Origin of the sequence: Lactobacillus sp. LL6 (genome assembly GCF_007570935.1) — a bacterium.
Lineage (GTDB): Bacteria > Bacillota > Bacilli > Lactobacillales > Lactobacillaceae > Lactobacillus.
Genome location: NZ_VLLR01000002.1, coordinates 144,766 through 169,684 on the forward strand (window position 1 = coordinate 144,766; position 24,919 = coordinate 169,684).

Genomic DNA, 24,919 nt, shown 5'->3' on the forward strand with positions numbered 1-24,919 from the left:
TTTTAAGGAGATATAAATTATGAATCGTGTTACAGAATTATTAGGTATTAAGTATCCAGTTATTCAAGGTGCTATGCAAGAAGTTGCAACTGCAGAATTAGCAGCTGCTGTATCAAATGGTGGTGGTCTTGGAATTATTGCTGCTGGTGGTAAAACTCCAGAAGAGGTAAGAGCAGAAATTAAAAAAGCAAGAAAACTTACTGATAAGCCATTTGCTGTTAATTTAATGTTAATGGACAAGAATACTCCAGAAGTAGTAAAAGTAATAATTGAAGAAGGAGTCAAAGTTGTTACTACTGGTGCTGGAACTCCTAAGCCATATATGAAAGACTTAAAAGAAGCCGGTATTAAGGTATTACCTGTAATTCCAAATGTTAAAATTGCTAAAAAGATGGAAGAAATGGGTGCAGATGGTGTAATCGTTGAAGGTATGGAAGCTGGTGGTCACATTGGTGGTACTACTTCTATGGTATTGTGGCCTCAAATTGCAGATGCAATTTCAATACCTTTAATTGCTGCTGGTGGTATTGGTGATGGTCGTGGAGTTGTAGAAGCATTCGTTGCTGGTGCTGAAGGCGTACAATGTGGCACTATATTCTCGATTGCTAAAGAAAGTCCTGTAGGTGATAACTGGAGAAATGCTGTTATTAATGCTACAGATACTGGTACTGCAGTAGTTGGTTCAACTATTAAGGGCGGAGCTACCCGTGGGATTGCTAATGAAGAAGCAGGAAAATTATTTGAATTAGAGAAGACTGGTGTATCAAGAGATGAATTTAACGATGCATTAAATAAAGGTTTGTACGTAGGTGTTAAAGAGGATGATCCAGACAAGAGTTTCTTTATGGCTGGAGAAGTTGCCGGAATGATCAAAGAATCAAAACCTGCTGCAGATATTATTAAAGATTTAATGGAAGATGCACAGAGAGTTCTTGATCAAAAAATTGAAATTATGTAAAAATTGCTGTCATAACTCTAAGTTCTAACTAGAATTTTTAAAAATAGATGACTATAACTATAAAGTGACTAAATTTTCTATGGCACTTAACTATTAGCCATCTATTTTTATATTGTTTTTTTTTTTTATTATAATAACTTTTGGTTATATAAATAGTAAATAAAAGGAATTTTACTTTAATAAATGTAAGCGGTATCTTAAGTATGTGAAAGGGAAACCTTTAACAAAATAATAACAATAATTTTAACATCTACTTGATTAATTGCTCTCAAAATATAATATATAAACTCATCTAAAATTTAATTCAGTAGAATTGAAACAGTTGTCTTTAGATGAAAGGAATTTAGTAAGATGTCAGTTCAAATTATTGATAGTAAAAAAGCAGCTGCACTCATTGAAGATGGAGTTTGTGTAGCCCTTGATGGTTGTTTAGGTACAGATGTTGCTGAAGAAATTCTTGAAGATATGAAAGAAAGATTTCAAAAGACTGGTCATCCAAAAAACTTGGATGTTTGGTATGGTTGTGGAATTGGTGATAACCATGGTTCAGCCGTTGAAAACTTTGCAGAAAAGGGAATGCTTAAAAGAGTAGTTGGTGGTCTTTGGTCACTAGCTCCAAAGCTTGCCCCAATGGTTGCAAATAATGATTTTGAAGCCTTTAATTTTCCTCAAGGAACTATCTCACAATTGTTCAGAGATGCTGCAGCTCACAGACCTGTTTTAGTTACTCATACTGGTCTTGGAACATTCGTAGATCCAGAAAATGATGGTGGTCGGTTAAATGAAGCTGCTAAAAATTCTACTTTGGTAAATCGAATAAAAATTCATGGTAAAGATTATTTAGCATATGAAACACCAAAGCCTGATGTAGCAATTTTCCGTGGAACTTATGCTGATGAAAATGGTAATATTACTTTTGATGATGAACCTTTAACTATGGATGTAACCGCAATTGCAATGGCTGCACATAATAATGGTGGTAAAGTAATTGTTCAAGTTAAGCGAATTGTAAGAAATGGTAGTTTGGATCCAAAGGCTGTTAAGGTGCCTGGCGTTTTAGTGGATTACGTTGTTCCAACTGATAATCCAGAAATGACTAAGCAAACTAATGAGTTTGTTTATAATCCTGATATTATAAAGTCAAATATTATAAAAGATGCTGATTCTTTTGATTTACCATTAGATAAAAAGAAAATTATTGCAAGACGTGCAGCCTTTATCTTTAATCCTGATACTGACCATTGTGTAAACTTTGGAATTGGTCAATATCCAATGTATTGTGCAATGGTAATGAAAGAAGAAGGATTATCTGACAATATCGTTACAACTGTAGAAGCTGGTACTTTTGGGGGGACTTCACTTGGTGGACCAAACTTTGGTACAGCGATTGCTCCGCAAGCTACTATTGATGAGCCATATATGTTTGACTTTTACAATGGTGGTGGTCTAGATATTACTTACTTAGGATTAGCAGAAGCTGATGAAAAAGGTAATCTAAATGTTTCTAAATTTGGACCTAAGATTGCAGGAACTGGTGGTTTTGTTGATATCACCCAATATACTCCAAAGATTGTATTTACTGGAACATTTACTGCTGCTGGGTTAAAAGAAGAAATTAAAGATGGTAAGTTGCACATCATTCAAGAAGGTAAAGTGAAGAAATTTGTAAAGAATGTTCAACAGATTACTTTCTCTGGTAAGGTTGCTTATGATAGTAATCAAGAAGTATGGTATGTAACTGAACGTGCAGTATTCAAATTAGTAAAAGATGGTCTTGAATTAGTTGAAATTGCACCTGGAATCGATTTACAAAAAGATATTCTTGACCAAATGGAATTTAAACCAATTATTAGTGATAATTTAAAGGAAATGGACTCAAGAATTTTTGAAGAACCAATTATGAATATTAAAGATTAGTCCTAGAAAGCGGTATTTAAATATTAAAAGTGTTTAAATGCCGCTTTTCTGTATTTCAATGGAAGGATTAGTAAATTGGAAATCAATCAAATTAAGTATTTACTAACAGTTGTAAGCAATAATTTTAATTTAACTAAAAGTGCTGAAATATTACATGTCTCACAGCCCGCAATTAGTAAAGCGATTAAAGAAATTGAGTTTAAGCAAGGAATGAATATTTTTAATCGTAAGAAAGGACGAATTATTGGATTAACTCGTTATGGTAATACCTTAATAGAAGAATCTAAAAAGGTATATCAGCAATACACTGAAATGATTGATAAACTTAATGAGCTTTCTGAAGAAAATACTGGAATTGTAAGAATTGGAATTGCTCCTGTAATAATTTCAACAGTATTTAATGATGCTTTGATTGCATTTATTAATGAAAATCCAGGTATCCAATTAAAACTAGTTGAAAAGGGAGCCTATGAGCTTCAGCAAATGCTAATTCTAGGAGATATTGATTTAGCAGTGATTGTTTCTCCAGCAACAATTGAAGGAATCTATGAAGATTTAATTTATGAAAATACTGTTCGAGTTTGGTTTAATAAGCAGCATCGCTTTAACGAATATAAAAATTCAGTTCCGTTTACAGAGATTGAAAAAGAAAAAATAGTAACTTTAACTGATGACTTCATGGTTACATTTCAACTTAATAAGAAGTTTAAGGGTGATAGGATTAAGCCTAAGTATTTTTTACAGACTTCATCTTGGGATTTAATTTTAAATTTAGTTCAAAGAGATCCTAACCTCATTGGAATCGTTGCTGCTCCAATTGGAGAAAATTATAACAATCATAAAATAAAAAATGCTGAAATAAAGCCTTCTTTTCCTTGGAAAATCTCATTATGTCATACTATGAATCCGGTTGAAGAGCCGATAGTTGATTACACTAAAGATTGGTTTCTAAAATACTTTTCTAAATATCAAAAGCTTTCCATTGATAATTAAGGTGAAAGAAATGAAAAGAAAAGAAACTTTAAAAATGACAATATTAGCAGTTTTTGTAGCATTGCTAATTGTTCAAACCTTTGTTCCTAATGTAGGCTATATTAGAATTTTGCCGGCATTACCAGCAATTACAACTATTCCTTTAACAATAGCAGTTTTTGGAACTTTGATGGGTCCAAAAATGGGAGCAGAGTTTGGATTGATCTGGGGAATAACTAGATTGATAGTTGCTTACACTCAGCCAGGAGATATGGTGAGCTTAATGCTTTTTCAAAATCCAGCTATCTCTTTGATACCTAGTATTTTATCGGGATACTTTGCAGGTTTAATAACAGCTAAGTTAAGTGATAAAGATTTAACTATTCGAAAAGTAGGCTATATTTTTAGTGGAGCTGTAGCTTCTTTAACTAATACATTTTTAGTTATTGGGTTAGTAAGCATATTTTTTATGAATAATCCTGCAAGTTTGACTAGTTATTTAGGAAACTTCAATCAAAGTACGCCTCTATTTATAATTTTGATTTCGGTATTAGGGATAAATGGCTTAGTGGAAGCTGCCTTTACTGCAATTGTGGTGCCAATAATCGTTACTCCATTAAATTATATCTTGAAAAGGGCATAGTTTTAATATAGAAGTGAGGCATTAAAATGAATGATTTCACTAAAGTTGAACGTGTTAGTTGGTCTAAGTTATCTTCAAATAAAAATTATATAAAAATGGATGAGTTAAAAGAGCTGACTTCGCTTGGGGATGTGATTGATGAAGAAGATGTTAAGGAAATCTATATTCCTTTAGTAAGGTATTTGCATCTGTTTGCACAACATAAAAAAATGCTAACCAAGTTGCAAGACCATTTTGTAGGAATTGATGAAATCAATCATCCTTTTATTATAGGGATATCAGGTTCAGTAGCGGTAGGAAAATCGACTACTGCCAGACTTCTACAAGTGTTGATTCAGCGTTGTTATCCGGATTTAAAAGTGCAATTAATGACTACAGATGGCTTCTTATATCCTAATCGAGAGTTGAAAAAGAGACGACTAATGGATAGGAAGGGATTTCCTGAGAGTTATAATATGAAATTGTTGAGTGATTTTTTATCAGATGTAACAAATGGAAAACCTAGAGTTTTGTATCCATTATATTCACAAAGGTTGTCAGATATAGTACCTAATAAATATGGGGAGGTCATAAATCCAGATATTTTAATAATTGAAGGAATTAATACTCTCCAATTACCACCAGTAGGAGTGGTGGTAACTAGTGACTTCTTTGACTTTTCTATTTATATTGATGCTAATGAAGATTTAATTGAAAAGTGGTTTATGCAAAGATTTAAGCATTTATTGATAATTAATAAAAATAAACCTGAAAATTTCTATTATAAATGGGCTAACGGACCTATAAGTCAAGCTATTACTAGAGCAGAAACTGTTTGGCAAACTGTTGACTTGGTTAATTTACGCGAATATATTGCTCCTACAAAAAATAGAGCTAATGTAATTTTACATAAAACTCATGGTCATCGAATTGATAGCATTTATATTAGACATTATTAAGATAAATTGAAAAATATAGATATTCAGAAAAAATTGTGAATATCTGTATTTTTAGTTATTATCTAAAAATATTTATTCTTAATTCTTGAGCAACATCTTTTAGTAAGGCCAAGCCGGCAACACTATTGCCATCTTTATTAAGTGCTGGACTAAAAATTCCAATCCCATATTTCCTAGGAGCGGCAGAAAGAAGTCCTCCACCGACTCCACTTTTGGTGGGGACACCAATTAATCTAGAACAAATACCAGATTGGTTATAAAGACCGGTTGTCATCATTAGTGATTTAACACAAGTAGCCGCATTACTTGAAATAAGTCTATGATTATTCCAAGGAGCAATACCATCATTAGCTAAAAGCGCTCCTAAATTTGCTAAACTTTTAGTGGTTATCATCATTGAGCATTGCTTAAAGTAAATGTCTAAACTTAGAGTAACATTACTTTTTATCATATTTTTAGACTTCATATAGTAAGCTAAAGACCTGTCTAAGTTTCCGGTTGATTTTTCAGAATGAAAAATTTCTTCATCTAAGTATATTTGTGAATCATTACAAATTTCTTGAGCAAAATTTAGAATATCTGTAAAAGTATCTTTATTTGCAACTAATGATGTCGTCAAAATAGCTCCTGCATTCACAAATGGATTAAGTGGAGCTTTTGTTTTATTAATTTCCATATTCAATATAGAATTAAAGGCAAATCCAGTCTGTCTAGAACTTACATGTTTAAAGACTTCAGTCATTCCTAGTTTTTTTATTGCCCATAAAAGAGTAATCACTTTAGAAATACTTTCAATAGCAAACCTCACATTATAATTTCCAGCTGAACTAATTTTATTAGTAGTTAAATCAAATAAGCTGATTCCTAGTTGTTGTGGATCAACCTTTGCTAGCATTGGAATATAAGATGCAACTTTTCCTTTTTTATAAATTGGCAAATTTTTAGTAACAAGTTGAGATAAATCCATAATTAATACACCTTCTTTTCCTAAGTTTATCTTAGTTTTTAAAAAGCTAAATTCCAAAAAAATGCGCTTATAAATGAAAAACTTGCAGTTTTCAACATTAAATTTGAAGACTGCAAGTTTTTTGCTAGTAATTTTGTTTATTATCGATATGTTTTCGGTAAAATAGTAAAACATACTCAAAAAGCATTAGAAATCCAGCTAAATATATCGAAATTGAAATTTGACGCTCAAGCCATTCTTGGGGGATTATTAACCAAGACCCTACTAAATATTTATATGCAAGTAGCCCCAGCATCCAGCCAAAACTAAGGGCTTCGAGTTTTTCATAATTAAAGAGAATAACTTTACTTTTAGGTGATAGGGGAATGGTAGTTAAAGCAAGCTGGTTGATTCTTTTTTGAAAGCGATAAATTAAAGTCATAACTAAACTAACAATAAAGGCTAATAAGAAAATGCTAATAAACTCAGGTGTCATGTTTTCTCCTTTCTAAAAAATAAATAAAAAGATACCTGCGCGGGCAAGTAATATCCAAATAAGAGCAAGCAATCCTAGTACACTAATAGTAATAAAAAACTTTTTCATTGAAATTTTTCCCATTCATAATTAAAAATACGATAGAACCTAATCCCTCTGATCCTATCGTATTTTTAGTATGTTCTGATTTTCTGTTATGCGAGATCATAATTGATAAAATATCAGACATAATCAAGTCTTTCTACTACTTCACCAGTTCCATAAGGCTATATCTAATGGAGAAAGATATTCGAAAAAAGACTTCATTAAAATTCGCTAGTCAGAGTCAAAGTCTAGGTTACTTGAATCTATCAAATACAACTAGAAAATCTCATCGGAGACAAATTTACGGTGTTCTTTTATAAAAAAGATCTCAATTTTAGGAGAAAATTGCTACCAAACATTGGTCCAGCTCTACTGTTACCAGAAATATGATTACAATTATTTCAGTAGTTATTGTACCATACAAAGCAAGCAAAATGCATAAAAATCCGTGACTTTTTCAACTTTTTTGTTATTTATAAGGTTAAATATTTGACTATTTAAATGATAACGTTTACAATAAACGCTATTTTTTCAAAATTAGTCAAATAAGTTGGGTTTATATTGTAGCAAGGTGCTTTTTTGCTACAATATAATATTGAAAAAATAAAAAACTAAATAAATTTTCACAGAATCTTCAAATGCCTGTGACAAAATATCTAAAAGAAAAAAGGTGAAGTTATGAGTATCTATGGTGAATATAAACCTACTCTGCAAAAAATATTGCAAGAATTAATGACTCGATTTAATAGTTTGAATCAAGAACAACAATCAAATACAGGGGATAGTTTATTTGAACATTTGAATGGACGTGTTAAAACAGAAAAAAGCATGACTGAAAAATGTCAACGTAAAAATTTGCCTCTAACACCATATTCTGCTCTTCGTGAAAATCGTGACAGTATAGGATTGAGAATCGTGTGTAATTTTATTGATGATATTTATCTATGTGTTGATAAAATTAATCAAATGCCTGATATAGAAATTGTTAAGAAAAAGGATTACATTACTAATGCTAAGCCAAATGGTTATCGTTCGTATCACTTAATCTTGGATATGACTACATCAGATATTGATATAGAAGGTAATTCTCCAGGTCATTATTATGTAGAAATTCAATTAAGAACAATTGCAATGGATACTTGGGCTAGTTTAGAACATGAAATGAAATATAAGCATGAAGTTAAGCATCCGGAGCTTATTAGTCGTGAATTAAAACGAGTTGCAGATGAATTAGCTTCTTGTGATGTAAGTATGCAGACTATTAGACAAATGATAAGGGATGAGAATCAATGAAGATTTTGTTAGCAGAAGATGAACCGCAGCTTTCTCGAGTTGTGAAGATGGCTATTGAAACTAATGGCTATGATGTGGATGCAGTGTTTAACGGAAAAGAAGCTGTTGATAAAGTAAAAAGTAATGCTTATGATGTAATAATTTTAGATATTATGATGCCTGTAATGGACGGAATTGAAGCGCTTAAAGAGATTCGTGCGATGGGTGATAAAACCTATGTTATGATGCTGACAGCGAAAGCAGAAGTTGATGATAAAGTAACGGGGCTTGAATCTGGGGCGGATGATTATTTGACCAAACCATTTTCACTAAAAGAATTAATTGCACGCTTAAAATCTCGTGAGCGTCGTGACAGCGACTATTCAGTTAGTGAGCTTCAATATGGCGATATTACTTTAAATACAGATGAGCAGGAATTAATAAGCCATAATTCAATTCGCTTAGCAAATAAAGAAACTGATTTGTTAAATTATCTTATGTTAAATAAGGAAAAAGAAATTTCAACCGAAGATATTTTGAATCACGTTTGGAAAAATGATCCTGACGCTGATAGTGAAATGGTTTGGCTGTATGTTTCTTATTTACGTCAGAAATTGCTCAATATTCAAAGTTCTGTGAAAATCGAAGGTGACAAAGGTGGTAGTTTTAAGTTAATTAGTTAGGTGATAAAAATGAATAAAACGATTCAAAAGTTTCGTTTACAGTTTATCGTTATATCTATTGCATCTTTAGCAATTGTGTTGTTTTCAACCGTGGGATTAATGATTGGAACTGACTTTAGCAGAGCTCATGGTGAAGCAACTCGCGTAATGTCAGCTTTAGTTAGAAATAATGGACAATTAACTCCACAAGATTCACATGAATTTAGTCAAAATCAAAGCCCTTTTAATGCTTTGATAAATAATCGTCCTAATCCTGATTCAGTGTATCAGTATCGTTATTTTTCAGTAGCTGTTAATAATAACAAACTAAAAATTTTAAATTGGCAAAATAGTAAGGTATATGGTGTTAGCCAAGATAAAATTTTAAATGTTACTCGTCATTTACTTAATAAAAAACAAACAAAAGGAGTAACGATTTTAGCAAGGAATACTTACTCATATGAAGTGATTGCTAACAGTAATGGCAAAAAAATGGTAGTCTTTTTGAATACTTCTTTAATTTATGAAAGAAGCTGGAGTTTGCTTCGTTTAGCAATTCTTCTTACATTGGGAGCTTTAGTATTCTTTGCAATAATTTTAATAATTTTATCTAAACGAGCTATTCAGCCAGTAGTTCGCTCTTATGAAAAACAGCAGCAATTCATCACTAATGCAGGACATGAGTTAAAGACCCCACTTGCAATCATTTCTGCTAATACTGAAATGGAAGAAATGATGGGGAATGAATCAGAATGGACTCAAAGCACTAAGCAGCAAACAGCAAGATTAACCAAACTCATTAACCAGTTGATTTCGATGGCTCGTCTTGGTGAAACTGGAGATTTAGTATTATCTAAAGTTAACTTTTCTGAAATAGTGGAAGAATCTGCTAAGAGTTTTTCATCAGTAATAAAAAATGATGGTAAAACTTATCAAATAGCTATTCAATCGGGCTTATATGTAATGGCTGAAAAACAATCTTTAATGGAAGTTGTTAATATTTTGCTAGATAATGCTCATAAGTATTGTACAGAAAAAGGAATTGTAAAGATAAGCCTACATAAGAATCGTTTTGCTCAAACTGCAGTTTTACGGGTTAGCAATAGTTTTAAAAATGGTAAAAATATCAATTATGAAACTTTTTTTGATAGATTTTATCGAGAAGATGAATCGCATAATAATAAAAAATCCGGCTATGGAATAGGACTGGCAATGGCAAGGGATACTATTCATGCTTTTAATGGAAAAATTAACGTGTCATATAAAGATGGAATGATTCATTTTGATGTAGTGTTGAAATTAGTTAAATAATACAAAAACCGGGAATGTACGTTTGTACATTCCCGGTTCCTTTTTAGGAGCGACATTCAAAATTATTTATAAAATCCAGCTTCATACCAATTATGGGCAGATGGTTTTTTAGACCAATTTGATATATTGGAGTTAACTGCTGTAATTGAGTATGACCCACTAAGTGGTGCAACATAGGCATGTTGGTACATCCATTGCTGCCACTGATGTAATTTTTTAATACGATAATTTTTATTGAATGATTTCGTAGAATCAATATCACTAAGAAGCTGAGTATTGGTTGGTGAAGTAAATCGAGAGAAATTATAAGGCATTTTTTCACCATAGAATACATTTGGCGAAGGATCACCTGATGGATCCCAGCTTCCTTCGAAGACATCAATTTTTGGACTGCTGGCTTTAACCGATTCGACCCAATTGTTAAACTCCATTGGTCGACCGCCAACAAATCTTACATCTAAACCAATCTTTTTCCATTGTTGAATATAATTAGTCCAGATTGCTTCAACATTCTGTTGAGTATCACGTACTGCTAAGTTGATAACAAGCTTCTTGCCGTTAGGCTGAGAGCGGTAAGAAGCACCGGGGCGTTTTTTGTAGCCGGCCTTGTTGAGTAGCTGATTGGCCTTTTTTAAGTCATAAGGATATCCCGGAATTGTCTTATCATGGTATACACCAAATTGACTAGGGATAAGAGTTGTCAGGCGATACCGCAATCCATGATAAAATCGCTTATTAACAGCATCAACATTCATTGCATATAACATTGCTTTTCTAAGAGAAACATTATCCATTTTGCTATGAGGAGTTTGGATATTTTTTCCCAATTTGTTATCCCATTTGCCTACACGGAAGCTAAGATAATCATAGAACGGAGTCTTTCTACCGATAAAATTGACATCCTTAGTATTTTTAACCTCTTCAAATTGTTCTGAAAGTACAGCTGCAATGTCAAATTTTCGGCTTTTAATAGCTTGTGAAGCACTTGAAACTGAAACAGTTGTCATTTCAATATGTTTAAAATTAGGCTGACCTCGCCAGTAGTATGGAGTGCGTGACCAAGTTGTAGATTGACCACGAACTGTTTTATCCATTTTGTAAGGTCCGAAGAACAGGGGATATTTGCGGACCTTATCACTGGAAATAAGTTTATCCATAGGTATATCTTTAAGATAATGGTAAGGAGCAGCATATTCCCAGAAAAAGCCATTATCGTGTTGGAGCATCGCTGGATTCATTTGCTTGAAATGTAATATTAAGGTGCGACCATTTTTGCCATCTGGCATGGATATTCCTGAGATTTTTTTATTCTTGCCCACATGGTAAGAATGTAGACCGACAATATTTTCGAGGGAAGAAGTGTACTGAGTTGTGGAAACTTTCGGACTTCCTAAAATCTCATATGAATAATACATGTCTTGAGCAGTGACTGGTTTACCATCAGACCAACGAACATTCTTTTTGAGCTGAATTGTGGCTGTCTTGTTTTTTCGGTTAAGTCTTAACACGGCGGGGCCCTTGTCCGTGATTTTAGAATTAGTATCTGCATAAAATAGTCCTTCCTCACCGGGCGCAGACGCTTCTTCGTCTGGTTCGGTGTCTTGAAGCTCTTCTAAAAAAATTCCTGTAAAAGGTGAGTTGTTTTCTAGTGCGACAGTTAATGTACCGCCTTTTTTTATTGGCTTTTTTACGGTTTCTTGCTGAAAGTGCACATGCTCTAGTGAAGTCTGTTTTGATTTTGAACAGGCGCTAATGGTTAACATGCTAACTCCTACTAATAGAGCAGGCATTAATTTGGATTTTGATTTCATAATATACCTCCAATCTAAAATCCAATGCAGCAAGATACAAAAGCACAAAACACACTAGGAGCATCTATCCTAAAAAACTGATCTTAAAAACGTACGGTCAAATGACGATACGCTGTCGCTATAAGGGGCTATCCCCAAATTACTTTTAATCGTAATTTTGCTCAAAGGTGATTTTTAGTAAAACTTTAGTTGTTTCATCTCAGCAAGTAGAAATTCTCTGTATTCCCGCTATTTTACTTACTTTCCTTATCAAAGCTGCTTAATATTTTGTTGGTGATTTTAATCATACTCCCTTTTTTAATTTAGTCAATAAAAAATATTTAGTAAATTTTTTAAGTAAAAAAAGACTTGACTCCAAAAGTAATAAAATGAGTCAAGTCTCTTTTGTAATGATATGTAATATAACTAAGTGATGAGAAAGCACTTAGAGATTGAATAAGAAAGCTGAAATCAAATGATTTCAATAAACATTATAACAGCTATATAAAAAATAACAAGTGTAAATTACAGAATTATACATAAAATTACCATTTTATGTATATAAAGTATAACAATCTATAATCAATATTATAATTATTTTATATTTAATTATAAGTATATATTTTGTACGTTATTTAATGAATCATATTATTGTATTTTATCCTAATATCCAATTAAATATATTTTATATAATAGTTATCGAAAAATAAGAACAATATTTTTTTGATTTATTCTTAAAAGAACTATAATGTATATATCAATATCAAGGATACAAAAGCAATATTTAGGTAAATCTTTAAAATATAAAAGGATGAGAAAGATGATATATAGTAAAAAGAATTGTGATACTAAACAAAGATTTAGTATTAGAAAATTAACTGTAGGAACTTGTTCGGTATTATTGTCTACGTTGTTTTTAACAATAAATAATAATCAAATTGTTCATGCAGCTGATAATACAGATACTACTTCATCAACTGAAAAAGATACTACTTCAGCTAATCAAGTACTTCAGAAAAAAGAAGTGACTCTTGATTCTTCTAAAGATGCGCAAGATACTCAAAATCCAAAAAGTAAAACTACAGATAATGCCAAAGTTGATACTAATGATTCTAACAACACACCAACTAAAGCAAATACAAATAATGATGCAAACACAGATTTAGCAAAAGAAAATACGGCTAGTCAAACTAATCCTAAAAATAAGCAAGAAGTTGATAGTGCTAAAGTTGATAGTACTAAATCTACTACCACTAAAACTGATGCTATAAGAGTTTCTCAAGAAGAAACTGTAGCTTCTCAAAAAGATACTAAAACAATCTCATCTTCTGATAATATTCAGAGCAAAGCTGCTGAAAATACAGAAAATGAAACTAGTAATAAAAATAGCACTAATGATTTAGATCTCAAAGCTTCTACTGCTAATTCAAAAGAATTAACTAAAAATCTGAAAGAATCTAAAATTGCTACAGAATTACCTGCTCCAGAACTCAATAGCGCCTTTGCTCAAGATGAATATAAAGGCTTCGTTGTCCAAGGAAGCAATATGAATGAAATCGCATCACAGTTTTTAACTAATAGTGATGCAATCACTAAAGCTGGGGGTAAGATCACTTGGGATGGACCAAATAGCGTCACGAACTCGGATGTGAACGCAGGTACCCAGCTATCTGGTAATATCGTGGTGTCATATCCTGACTCAACAAAGAAAACAGTGACTGCTTACTTTATGGGAGTTGCTCAAGTGGCAGCAAATGCTAACTTGAATACTAGTCAAAAGCAAACTGGATTTTTATATGTGTCTAAGGTTGGCGATTCGATTGATGTTACTGCTTTAGATGCCAATAATACCGCAATTTTTAATAGTAGCGCTAGCAATTCAATCATTCCGACAACTGATAGTGTGGGAGTAAATTTATCGGCAAAATTGCTAGGCAGTCCTAATACATCAACTATTGGCTTTCATGAACTGGAAGTTGAAGTTACTGATAGTGGAAATGCAAATGGAATGACTGTCATTGGTTCACCTTACACTGTAAAGGTGCCATATTTAGTTCAAACGCTAGAACCAATTACCGATACTCCAATCATGAACATTCAAAAATCACAAAATGTTAATCTAGCAGGCACTAGCGAGGTTAACTTCAAATGGCCATGGCTTAATGCTGGATATTATGATTCCTTGTCTGGTAGTGGTAGTGGAATTGGACGCTTTTTTTATAAGGATTATTTGAAATACTTTGCCTTAGGTGGCAATTTATATGTATCTACTACTATGAATGGCTTTGGAACCGTGGATAATCCTATATCAGAATTTAAAATTCAATTAGCTACTAGTACGGCAGATCCGCAGATTTTAAGTAACGCACCAGCTTTAACCGTAAAGATCAACTGGCTTGATGGGCCAAAAAATACAACAGTATATACTTTTAAAGATTCTACGCAAACTAATCTTATGCTTATAAAGCAAGCGATTAAAAAGCAATTAGAAAATATGAGTAGCAGTGAAATTGGTAAAACATTTTCAAAGATTGCTTTAGCTAATGGAAGTACAACGCAAGCTACTGCTATAGCATTTAGCAATACAGCAATCACGAATCCAATGGCTCTTATAGTTGGGACTCCAGCAACTGGAAAATATACAACTGAGCTTAACATAAGCTATGGCCAAGGTGGCGATACTGCTAATGGCTTTATTCCTGATATCTTTTCTACTGAATCAGTCTTGCCTAATGCTGATTTATTATCCTTACTTCAAAAATATAACCCAAAGCTTTCACTGACTGACTATGCTTGGGGAAATGCTGGGGGAAATAGTTATTCACCAACTACTTGGACCAAGGTACCAGCTGAGATTTACAGCGTAAATGTTCCAGAAGCAATTAATAAGGAAGTTAATATTGCAGACGGTCCGCAAAGCTTTACTGCAGATGAATTACAAGGACAGTATTTAAAGCAGCTCACATTCGGGACGACTAATGCTACCAGTGCAGATTGGCCAGCAGGCACTACATTTGAATTTGTGGGCGGGGATGCTGAAAACGGTAAAATTACTATGGACGCTCCCGGTCAAACGAAGACAACCCAACTTAAGATCACTTTGCCCGGTGGAAGTACAACTACTGTAAATGTAACTTTGACTACTGCTGCCTTACAAGAAAATCAACGTGAGGTAAAGGTTAGATACTTAGATAGTGACGATAATGATAAGTTAGTTTCGACTGGTGATGGCTTTAAGATTGGCGAGGTTGGCAGTAGTGTCAATTTTACTCTCTCTATTCCTGATAAGTATGAATTAAAGCCTGGTCAAAATGATATCAACGGTAATACTTTAACTTATAAAATCACTGATGATAAAAGTGAAGACGGCATTCAATATGCCAATGTTTACTTAATCCATAAAACTGAAAAAATTACTGACCCATCCCAAGCAGAAATTCAAGAAACTCGGACTGCTACTGTTAATTATGTTTATGGAACTGATGTTAAAGATGAAGCCGGTAATATTATTCATGCCAAAGATAGTCAAGCTGCTCCTTCTGCAGTCTTAGATGTTTTCTATACTCGCACTGCTATTAAAGATTTAGTTACTGGTAATATCACTTATGGCAATTGGCAATGGGATGATAGTAAAAATGATGATGGTTATACTAATGGTTATAAGGTGGTATCTGGTACTTGGTCAAGCTTGCCTACTAGTTGGGCTCCCGTAGTTGCCGATGTGCCAACTGTTGATGGTTTTACTGCTTGGACTAAAATTAGTCAAACTTCTGTCCCAACTAACCAGTTTGTTTTCCCGACTTATGTAAATCAGGGTACTTCACAAGCTGATGGTAATTCAACAGCTTATACAAGTGATGCTGATACTTATGAAGCGCGTCCAGTTCATACGGTATGGTACTTGCCAATTGAAACTGAAGCGCGGACAGTAACAGAAAATTATCACTACTGGAAAGATGGACAAGATGCAGGTGAGGCGGCTCCGTCAAGTCAAGTTCAGGTTTTCTATAGTAAAAATGCGACTAATTATGATGCGACTACTGGAAATGTAACTTATGGTGCTTGGAAGTTTGATAAGTCTAAAGGAGACTCTACAACTCCGGGCTTCCATGTGATTTCAGGTAATTGGAATGGTTTAACTGGAGGCAGTTTCGATGTAACAATTCCTCAAATTCCAGAATATACTAGTGTAACTTTAAATAATACAACGACAAATACTTCTACAACTTTTGGAACTCCTACTTACGGAGATACTCAATTCACTTCTAATACAGGTACATGGTATTATCGCAATAGTTTAACAACTTATTATGTTCCAACTGCTGAATTAAATAAGACAGTTATTAGAACTATTAAGATAACCAATCCTTCTGGAGGAAGTACGTTAGTTAAGCAATCAGTTATATTTACAAAAACTCCACGATTAAATGCCGATGATAATGGAGTAGTTTTTGGAGCCCAAAATCCAGGTAACGCATATTCTTTCGAAGAAGGGGATAATCTTTGGTGGAATAATACTGCAAATGTCCAATCTAATGATGGTAACTGGGACAGTTATCCTATTCCCGTGATTAAAGGCTATACTGCAATTGCTAACAATGAAGTCACTAATGAAATCGCTAGCAAAGAAATTACAGTTAATAGTTCAGATGAAGTAGTCAATGTTATCTATGTTGCTAATAGTGCAGATGTTACAATTGATCACAGTGAAATTAATCAAGTTTATACTGGTGAAGGTGCAGTAATTCCAGATGATATCACCCATGCAATTACACCTGCAGATATTCATATAACCATTCCAGATGCAGTAAAGAATGTTGTTTTTGATACTAATGATTATTCATTTGCTAATGCTGAAGGGAAAATTATTGCTACTCCAGTTAACGTAGGAACTTATCACATTATTTTGAATCAGAATGGATTAGATAAGTTAAAGGCAGCAGCACCAGACTTCACATTTACCTATGATCCTAAGACCTCATATGTTGTTTACAATATTACTCCAGTTCAAACCTCTGCTACACTTAGCGGTACAGAAGAAATAACATATGATAATCAAGATGTAACTAGTATATCTAGCAGCGATATTAAAATTACTATCCAGGCAACACCAGCTTTGACTTATAATTTACAAAGTGGGGACTATCAATTTGTTCAAAATGGTCAAGTAGTAATACCAAAAGATGTTGGAACTTATGAAGTTCAATTGACACAAACTGGTATTGATCATCTTACTGCATTAGGTGGCGATAATTATAATTGGTTTACAAATGGTAAAGCTAACATTACTCAAAATGCAAAATTAGTCATTAATAAAGCTACTCCGACTGTAACTATTAATGGTTCAGCTTCAAAGACTTATGATGGGCTGCCAATTAATAATTATGCTCCAAAAGTTACAATTTCTGCTCCGGGTGTTGGAACGACTACTTTAACTACTGGTGATTTTGAATTCAATGTTAATGGTAGTTGGACTGAAACTGCTCCAGTAAATGCAGGCAATTATCAAATTCGGTTAACAAAAAATGGGCTAAATAAGATTATTAGTCAAAATGCAAATAATATTGCTTGGGCTAATAATTATGATATTAACGGTGAGTATACGATTGTTCCAGCTAGTGTCAACATTACTTTACATGGTAATAATTCAAAGACCTACGATGGTAAGGAAGTTATTCCTAGCCTTACAATCGGAGAAAATGGAAACACTACATTAACAGGTGTGCCAGAAGATGGTGTGAATGTTGATTTAAATAATTTACCAATTGATGCCTTTGAATGGCAAAATTCTGAAGGTCAAGTTTTAACAAAGAATCCAGTGAATGCGGGAGTTTATACTTTAACCTTAACAGATGCAGCTTTAACTGCTTTAGCTAAGAATAACCCTAACTACACCTTCACTAAGATGGGGAGTTACACTTATACAATTAATAAAGCTCAAGCTGTTATTAATACAACTGGTAAGCAAGAAATGTCTTGGACTGGTAATCCAGTAGCAATTGATCCAAGTAAGTTTAGTCAAAGTATTTCCACTGACAATGACTTATCAATTGATATTCCAAGTTCAGTTAAACTTACAGCTGAAGATTATGACTTAGTGAATGCTCAAGGAAATAAAATTGCTATTCCAACAGCAGTAGGACATTATTATGTTAAGCTGAATGAAAATGGCCTAAAGAAGATCCAAGATGCTATTTCTAATAATAGTAATTATAATTGGAAGTCTAATGGTGAAGGGGACTACATAATTAACAAAGCCCAAGCTACTATTACTTTAGAGGGGACAAGCAGTGTTATTTATAATGGTAGTCAAGCTATTATTCCAATTAATGAAGATGGAACTGTTAAAGACATTAGGCTAATTTTAAGTAATGGTGAAACTTATAATTTAAAGCCTAGCGATTTGAAGTTTATGGATTCTAAACATATTGATGCTGGATCTTATAAGTTGCAATTATCTGATGCTGGATTAGCTAACATTCGAGCAATTGCCGCTGATAGATATGAGTATACTTATGATGATAGTCAAGCAACTTTGATAATTAATAAAGCTGCTGCTAACTATACATTGAGTGGTAGTGAAAGTAAAACTTATAAAGGATCTTCATATAACGATAACGATTTAATTCCAGGAAACTATAAAATTACAATCACAACAAATAATGGTCAAACAATGAATTATACCTTGAAAAAGGGAGACTTGACTTTTGCTCCAAATCAAGATGTTCTCAATAAGGGAATTTATAAAGTTGTTTTGACTGAGCAGGGAATTAACAATATTCAAGCTCTTAATCCAAATAACTATGATTGGAAAGAATTGGATTCAGCTGCTAGTTTTGAAGTAACTGCTAAGAATATGTTTGTTAATATTACGGGTACAACTAATAGCGTTTATGAACATGAAGCTAATAATTGGGCTGCTGGAATTGCACAAGGTGTACCTAGTGATCAAATTGATAAGCTTAGCATGATTTGGGCTGGTCAAAATACTATTCCAGATGGAGTAACTGCTCTTAAGTTAAATGATAGTGATTTTGTTTATTACCAAAAAGATAGTTCTGGTAATTGGGTTAAAATTACCGATAATAATGGTCTTCCAGTCCATGCCGGAACTTACGGTATTAAGTTAACTGAAGATGCAATTAATAAACTTAATGAACAAAATAAAGATTCTAATTATACTTTTGCAAATGGTAAAAACGTTATTGCCACATTTATTATTAATGCTCGTAAAGCAAAATTAACTTTAAGCGGCTATCAATCAGCCCCATATACCACTAACAAACCACTAGATTATAAGAACTTTACTCTTCAATTGACTGATACAGATAGTGGTACTCCATACTCTATAAGCTGGGATAGTGTCAAAGGAGATGAAAATGATTATTTAGTTATTACTGGCTATGAAAATGGAAATTTGCCAAAAAATGTTGGCAGTTATGATGTTAAGGTAACTCCAGCATTGGTTAAAGAATTGGAAGGACTTTTCCCAGACTACAATTTTGGTGGAATTAATGTTGATTCGCAAGATAACATTAAATCTAATGACCAAGATTCAAGTGATGTAGTTGTTCCTCAAAACAACAATGGTAAATATATCATTACTCCTTTAGATGCTGATATTGAATTAACTGGAAGTCAGACTATTAAATATGGTGAAGATGCTACTATTATTCCAAGTAAATTTACTATTAGTTTGAAAGATAGTTTAGGTCATGATGTAATTAACCGGGATGGTTCCAAGGCAACTATTGAACTAACTACTGATGATTTACAGATTATTACTCCTGTAACTAATAATCCAATGCATGTTGGCACTTATAAAGTTTTATTAACTGATGCAGCTAAGCAAAAGATATTTGGTATTGGTGTAGAGGGTAATTCATCTAATTATGAATGGTCTAAAGTTGTTGCAACAGATGCTACTTTTGTAGTTGATGCAATGCCAGTAAATATTGATGTAACAAACGCAAATGAAAATTCACCAGCAAGTGTTGTTTTTGGCAATCCGATTAGTTTGGATAATAATTTAGGCAAGTATACAATTAGTTTGACTACAGAAAATGGTAAAAAGCTCGAATATACACTGCAAAAAGGTGATCTTGAGTTTACTAATGGTATTCCGACTACAGCAGGAGTTTTTGATGTTAAATTATCCGCTCAAGGACTTGAAAATTTGAAGCAGAAATTTAATAAAAATTATCCTAACTATGATTTTGATAAACTAGCTTCAACTGCTACTTTCCTTGTTAAGGCAGCTACTCCACAAGTTACAATTACAGCAAATAGTCAAGAACAAAAGACTTATAATGGTCAAGCAGCTGAAATTAAAGCAGGAGATTACACAGTTACCTTTACTTCTAATGCTGGCGAGATAACTATTGGAAACTTAGATGGGAGTTCGCTCCAGTTTGAAGGCGGAGTTGCTCCAACTGCAGTTGGAAATTACAATGTAATTTTAACTGATAAAGCAATTGAAAAATTAAAGGCTGATTATCCTAACTTTGACTGGTCAAAAGCTGATACTTTTGTTGGAACCTATAAAATTGTGGCTGCTAATGCTGAAGCTGTGTTAAGTGGTCAAAATAGTATGACTTATAATGGTCAAGCAGTGACGGTTGCTGATTTAAACAAAAACGGTACGATTCATGTAACTGTATCAATTGATGGCATGACTAAAGTGATTGATTATCAAATTCAAGATAATGACTACGTTTGGAGTAAGGGAGAAACACCAAGAAATGTTGGAGTTTATACTCTTGAACTTAATAAAAAACAAGTCTTAACACACTTACAAGAAGCCATTAATGCTAGTGAAGGTCTAGGTCAAAATAATCAAGCTAATGTAACAATTTCATTAGATGATTTATCCGGAAATGCTGAGTTTACAATTAATAAAAGGGTAGCTCAAGTAGTTCTTGATGGTACTCAAACATCTATTTATACTGGCAATATAATTTCTATTGATCCAAGTAAATTTACCCTCCAGTTAGATAATGGGGAAACGTATAAACTTCAAGCAGGAGATTTGCAATATACTGATGATACAGCTGGAGCTAATACTAATGTAGGAACTTGGCAAGTGGTTTTAACTAAACAAGCTGAAGAAGCAATTAGTAAATTAAATCAAAATTACGATTACAAGTTCAGCGGTGTAGGTAAGGTAAACATTGATCAAGCGGATGTAACTAAAGATGAAGTTTCATTTAGTTATACAGGTAACGCTGAAAAGACATATGATGGTACACCGATTGCTAATTATAAACCTACAATAACCATTACTGCTCCTGGAGCTGATCAAATTACTCTTGAGGCAAGTGATTATAAGTTTATTCGTCAAGATGGTACTGTCTTTGATTCTGCCCCATGGTCAGCAGGTAAGTATAAAGTTGTTTTAACTGAAGCTGGAATTGCCAAAATTAAGGCTGTCAATAATAAGAACCTTAACTGGTCTAAGTTTGATTTTGATAATGCAATTGGTAGATATATCATTAATAAGACCAGTGCTAAAGCCGTTTTAAGTGGTAATGCAAGCTTAACTTATAATGGTAATCCTATAACTAGTCAGGAATTAAACAACAAGGGTATTCAAGTTAAAATCTCAATCAAACGTGGGGACAAAATCCAAACAATTGACTACTGGCTCCACAATGATGACTACACTTGGGAAACGCCAAATGGCGCAGCTCCAAGTAATGTTGGAGTCTACACGATAGTGCTCAATAAAGATAAGATTTTACCTAACTTAATTGAAAAAATAAATCGTGATAGTGATTTAGTTGGAAACTATGAGTTAACTGAAGAAAATTTAAGTGGCAGTGCTCAAGTTACAATTGAACCTAAAGATTTATCTCTTGTTCAAAAGGGTGAAGCTAGTCAAACATTTAATGGAAAGAATAACTTACTTGCTACAACTATCATCAAGAGTATGGTTGCTGATGGAATTGTAAATGGTCAAGTTTTAAATATTCAAGGTATAAGCTTATCTGATTTTGATTGGTATGAAAATGGTCAAAAGCTTGATAAGATGCCAATTAATGTAGGAACTTATACTCTCAAATTAAATCAAAAGGGATTAGATTTATTAAGAGCTAACCATAATCCTAACTATAAAATTGGAAGTATGCCAACTGGAGAATTTACTTATACTATTACTCCATTTGAAATTACAATTACTACTCATGGAAATACGACTGTAGATTCAGGTACAACTACTATTCCAAATGATGTATATAGTTTAGATTTTGGTAATCAAAAAATGCCAGCTGACTTTGTTGCACCAAAAGTTACTGCTTCTGATTTTGGTTTTAGCGGGGATGCCCCGACTGCTCAGACAATTAGCGGTGAATTTAGTGTTAACTTTAAAGGCGGTCAAGAAGCTTTGCAAAAGCTTCTTGGAAATAACTATAATGTAGTTTATACTCCAGCTAAAGATAATTATATTGTAAAAGCTGCTGTACCTACTCAAGGGAAGCAGACGATTCAATATGTAAATTCTGATGGAAAAATAATTAAGGAACAAGTCATTACAGGTAAACTTCATGAAGAGACTACTTTTAATGCTCAAATTCCAACAAATTGGCAATTAGCTAATGGTGAAAAACTACCCGATAAAATTAAGATTGAAAATGGTATTACTAAGGTTATCATTACTCCTCAACTAGAAGAAACAACAGATTATAAGACAGTAACTAGAACTATTATTATGAAGCTACCTACTGGCGACAAAGAAGTTACTCAAGTTGTTAAGCTTCAAAGAACGGGCAGTAAGAATTTAGTAACTGGAAAAGTAACTTATAGCAATTGGTCAACTTCTAAGTGGGATGAATTTATTCCTGAAAAAGTTGAGGGTTATACTGCAAATCCAGTTAAAGTAAATGAACAAGCTGTAACTAGTGATACTCAAGATATTTCGATTACTATAAATTATATTAAAAATGGTAATTCTGATAATGATGAGTCTGGAAATGATAATAATCCTCATCCAGAACCACAACCAAATCCTGATGAAAAACCGGATGATAATCATCAAATTCCGCTGCCAAATCCAGATCAAAAACCCGATAATAATAACCAAACTCCACAACCTGATAATAAGCCAATTCCAAAACCTACTCCAAAACCAGAGCCAAATAATTCTCATTCTTCAGAACATTCAAAGTCTAAGAATCCAGAGAAAGCTTCTAATAAGACCAAAGAAAGTAAAACTTCTCTTAAAGAAAAAGTTGCAAATGTTCATTTTGCTAAAAAGCCACAAATTCATGTAAATGAAAAGCATATTGCCAAAATGAACCAAAATGCTGGAATACATCCAGCAAAAATAAATGTTCAAAGAGATAAGCAATTGCCACAAACTGGTGAAAATAATAATTCACTTCTTGCTGCAATTGGTAGTTTATTTGGCGGTTTAGGAATTTTTGGTTTAGCTGGTAATCGCAAGAAGAAGCGTGAAGATAAATAGCTAATAAAAGAACGTCGATTTTTATCGGCGTTTTTTTATTTAAAATAAGCGTAATTTTTTGAAAATATTCTCAACAAGAATTACTCTTAAATTAGGAAATTGGTTGAAAAGGAGTGAATAATTATGACTAGACATAAGTTTAATGTAGGGAAATGGCTTCCAAGTGATCAAGAGTTTCAAGATAAATGGGTCAAAACAGTTCTTAAAGAAGCTGAAGCTGAAGAAAATCAAAAATTGTTGCCTCCAGTTCAGGAATTAAAAGATTTAATAGATAACAATCACTATATTTGGAATTTGTTTCAAATGATGTTTGACGAAATTCCGCTAAAAGATGTTGATACTCCTGCAGGTACTCCTCAAGTCAGAGATGTCCACCAACTATTATTGGTTCTTAATCACATTATTCAACATGCACCTAAATTTAATACGACTGGTTTAGTTGGAACACCAATTAATGCAGTTCTTGATTATCCAATGGGAACTAAAGCAGGCTATGTTGTTTTTAATAATCCTAAAGTTAATGAAAAAATGAAGGGTATTTTAGATTATTGGGGAAAGTACTTACAGTCTTCTGATTCTTCTTATGTATTGAATACTTCGAAAAACGGTTGGCTTTCTCCATATGCTCTTCAAGAAATGGCTAAAGAAGCTAAAGGAGATAATTTTCAAAAAATATTTGCTTGTCGAAGTTCAGAACTAGATCAAAAATTAGGCTTTACTTCTTGGGATGATTTCTTTACTAGAGTATTTAATCCGGGTATTAGACCAGTTGCCAGTCCTCAAGATGATGATGTTATTGTCAATGCTTGTGAATCAGCACCTTATAGAGTTGCCCATGATTTACCATTAAAGGCAAAGTTTTGGATAAAAGGGCAGCCTTATTCTTTAATGGATTTACTTCATAATGATCCTTGGACTGCTAAATTTGAAGGAGGAACTCTTTATCAAGCTTTTTTAAGTGCCTTAAGCTATCACCGCTGGAATAGCCCTGTTAGTGGAAAAATAGTTAAAGCATATAACTTGCCCGGAAGTTATTATGGGGAAGCTCTTAGTCAAGGTTTTGAAAATCCTCGAGGTGCCGATCCTGTGGCTGCAAATGATTCACAAGCCTTCCTTACTTCTACTGCTACTAGAGCAGTAATCTTTATTCAAGCTGATAATCCTAAGATTGGACTAATGGGCTTTATTGCTGTAGGAATGGGAGATGTTTCTAATAACGAAATTACAGTAAGAGTTGGTCAACATGTTCAAAAGGGTGAGCAGTTAGGAATGTTCCATTTTGGCGGTTCAACTCATGTATTATTATTTAGACCTGAAGTAAAACTTAGCTTTAATCTCCATGGACAGACACCGGGCTTAGATACAGTTAATATTAAAGTTCGTGACGAAATTGCCAGAGTTAAATAAAAACATTTACTTTGTATCCACCTACATTAAATTAGGTGGATATTTATTTTTATAATTTACCT

At 33.2% G+C, this 24,919-nt stretch carries 13 protein-coding genes; 10 read left to right on the top strand and 3 right to left on the bottom strand.

All coding sequences use genetic code 11. The annotated features are described in order from the left end of the window. Nucleotides 1-19 precede the first annotated feature (19 nt). From FOD82_RS09160 to coaA, 5 genes are all read left to right on the top strand, one after another. Nucleotides 20-958 (top strand): nitronate monooxygenase, encoded by a 939-nt coding sequence (locus FOD82_RS09160; protein WP_144356167.1) that lies wholly within the window; start codon nucleotides 20-22, stop codon nucleotides 956-958. Nucleotides 959-1,309: 351 nt separating this feature from the next. Then, entirely contained in the window at nucleotides 1,310-2,875 is a 1,566-nt protein-coding gene (locus FOD82_RS09165; RefSeq protein ID WP_144356168.1) for a malonate decarboxylase subunit alpha, read from the top strand. A 75-nt stretch (nucleotides 2,876-2,950) separates the two neighbouring features. Continuing rightward, entirely contained in the window at nucleotides 2,951-3,868 is a 918-nt protein-coding gene (locus FOD82_RS09170) for a LysR family transcriptional regulator (RefSeq protein WP_144356169.1), read from the top strand. Between the two features lie 10 nt (nucleotides 3,869-3,878). Then, nucleotides 3,879-4,490: an ECF transporter S component gene (locus FOD82_RS09175; protein WP_144356170.1), complete on the top strand. Its 612-nt coding sequence runs from the start codon at nucleotides 3,879-3,881 to the stop codon at nucleotides 4,488-4,490. Between the two features lie 26 nt (nucleotides 4,491-4,516). Then, nucleotides 4,517-5,428, top strand: coding sequence for a type I pantothenate kinase (gene coaA / locus FOD82_RS09180; protein ID WP_144356171.1), 912 nt, complete (start codon nucleotides 4,517-4,519; stop codon nucleotides 5,426-5,428). 58 nt (nucleotides 5,429-5,486) lie between these two features. Here the strand turns inward: coaA and glsA are convergent, their stop codons facing one another. Together glsA and FOD82_RS09190 are read right to left on the bottom strand one after the other, a co-directional pair. Next, the gene (glsA, locus tag FOD82_RS09185; protein WP_144356287.1) at nucleotides 5,487-6,398 is read right to left on the bottom strand and encodes a glutaminase A; all 912 of its coding nucleotides are present in this window, start codon (nucleotides 6,396-6,398) and stop codon (nucleotides 5,487-5,489) included. Between the two features lie 121 nt (nucleotides 6,399-6,519). Further along, nucleotides 6,520-6,870: a hypothetical protein gene (locus FOD82_RS09190; RefSeq protein ID WP_144356172.1), complete on the bottom strand. Its 351-nt coding sequence runs from the start codon at nucleotides 6,868-6,870 to the stop codon at nucleotides 6,520-6,522. 762 nt (nucleotides 6,871-7,632) lie between these two features. On the opposite strand from FOD82_RS09190, the gene FOD82_RS09195 reads away from it, so the two are divergent. From FOD82_RS09195 to FOD82_RS09205, 3 genes are read left to right on the top strand one after another with little or no spacing between them, the layout of a single operon-like run. Beyond that, nucleotides 7,633-8,247 (top strand): GTP pyrophosphokinase family protein, encoded by a 615-nt coding sequence (locus FOD82_RS09195; RefSeq protein ID WP_144356173.1) that lies wholly within the window; start codon nucleotides 7,633-7,635, stop codon nucleotides 8,245-8,247. Beyond that, the gene (locus FOD82_RS09200; RefSeq protein ID WP_144356174.1) at nucleotides 8,244-8,909 is read left to right on the top strand and encodes a response regulator transcription factor; all 666 of its coding nucleotides are present in this window, start codon (nucleotides 8,244-8,246) and stop codon (nucleotides 8,907-8,909) included. The genes FOD82_RS09195 and FOD82_RS09200 overlap by 4 nt, the downstream gene beginning before the upstream one ends. A gap of 9 nt (nucleotides 8,910-8,918) precedes the next feature. After that, nucleotides 8,919-10,199: a HAMP domain-containing sensor histidine kinase gene (locus FOD82_RS09205; protein ID WP_144356175.1), complete on the top strand. Its 1,281-nt coding sequence runs from the start codon at nucleotides 8,919-8,921 to the stop codon at nucleotides 10,197-10,199. A gap of 62 nt (nucleotides 10,200-10,261) precedes the next feature. Here FOD82_RS09205 and FOD82_RS09210 read toward each other — a convergent pair whose 3' ends face one another. Then, a complete protein-coding gene (locus FOD82_RS09210) occupies nucleotides 10,262-12,010 on the bottom strand; it encodes an oligopeptide ABC transporter substrate-binding protein (RefSeq protein ID WP_144356176.1) in 1,749 nt (582 codons plus the stop codon). A 799-nt stretch (nucleotides 12,011-12,809) separates the two neighbouring features. Between FOD82_RS09210 and FOD82_RS09215 the strand changes: the two genes are divergently transcribed. Next, entirely contained in the window at nucleotides 12,810-23,450 is a 10,641-nt protein-coding gene (locus tag FOD82_RS09215; RefSeq protein WP_186277751.1) for an MBG domain-containing protein, read from the top strand. Between the two features lie 123 nt (nucleotides 23,451-23,573). Then, nucleotides 23,574-24,857 carry a phosphatidylserine decarboxylase family protein gene (locus FOD82_RS09220; RefSeq protein ID WP_144356178.1) on the top strand — a complete coding sequence of 428 codons (1,284 nt, stop codon included), beginning with the start codon at nucleotides 23,574-23,576 and terminating at the stop codon, nucleotides 24,855-24,857. Nucleotides 24,858-24,919: the final 62 nt, after the last annotated feature.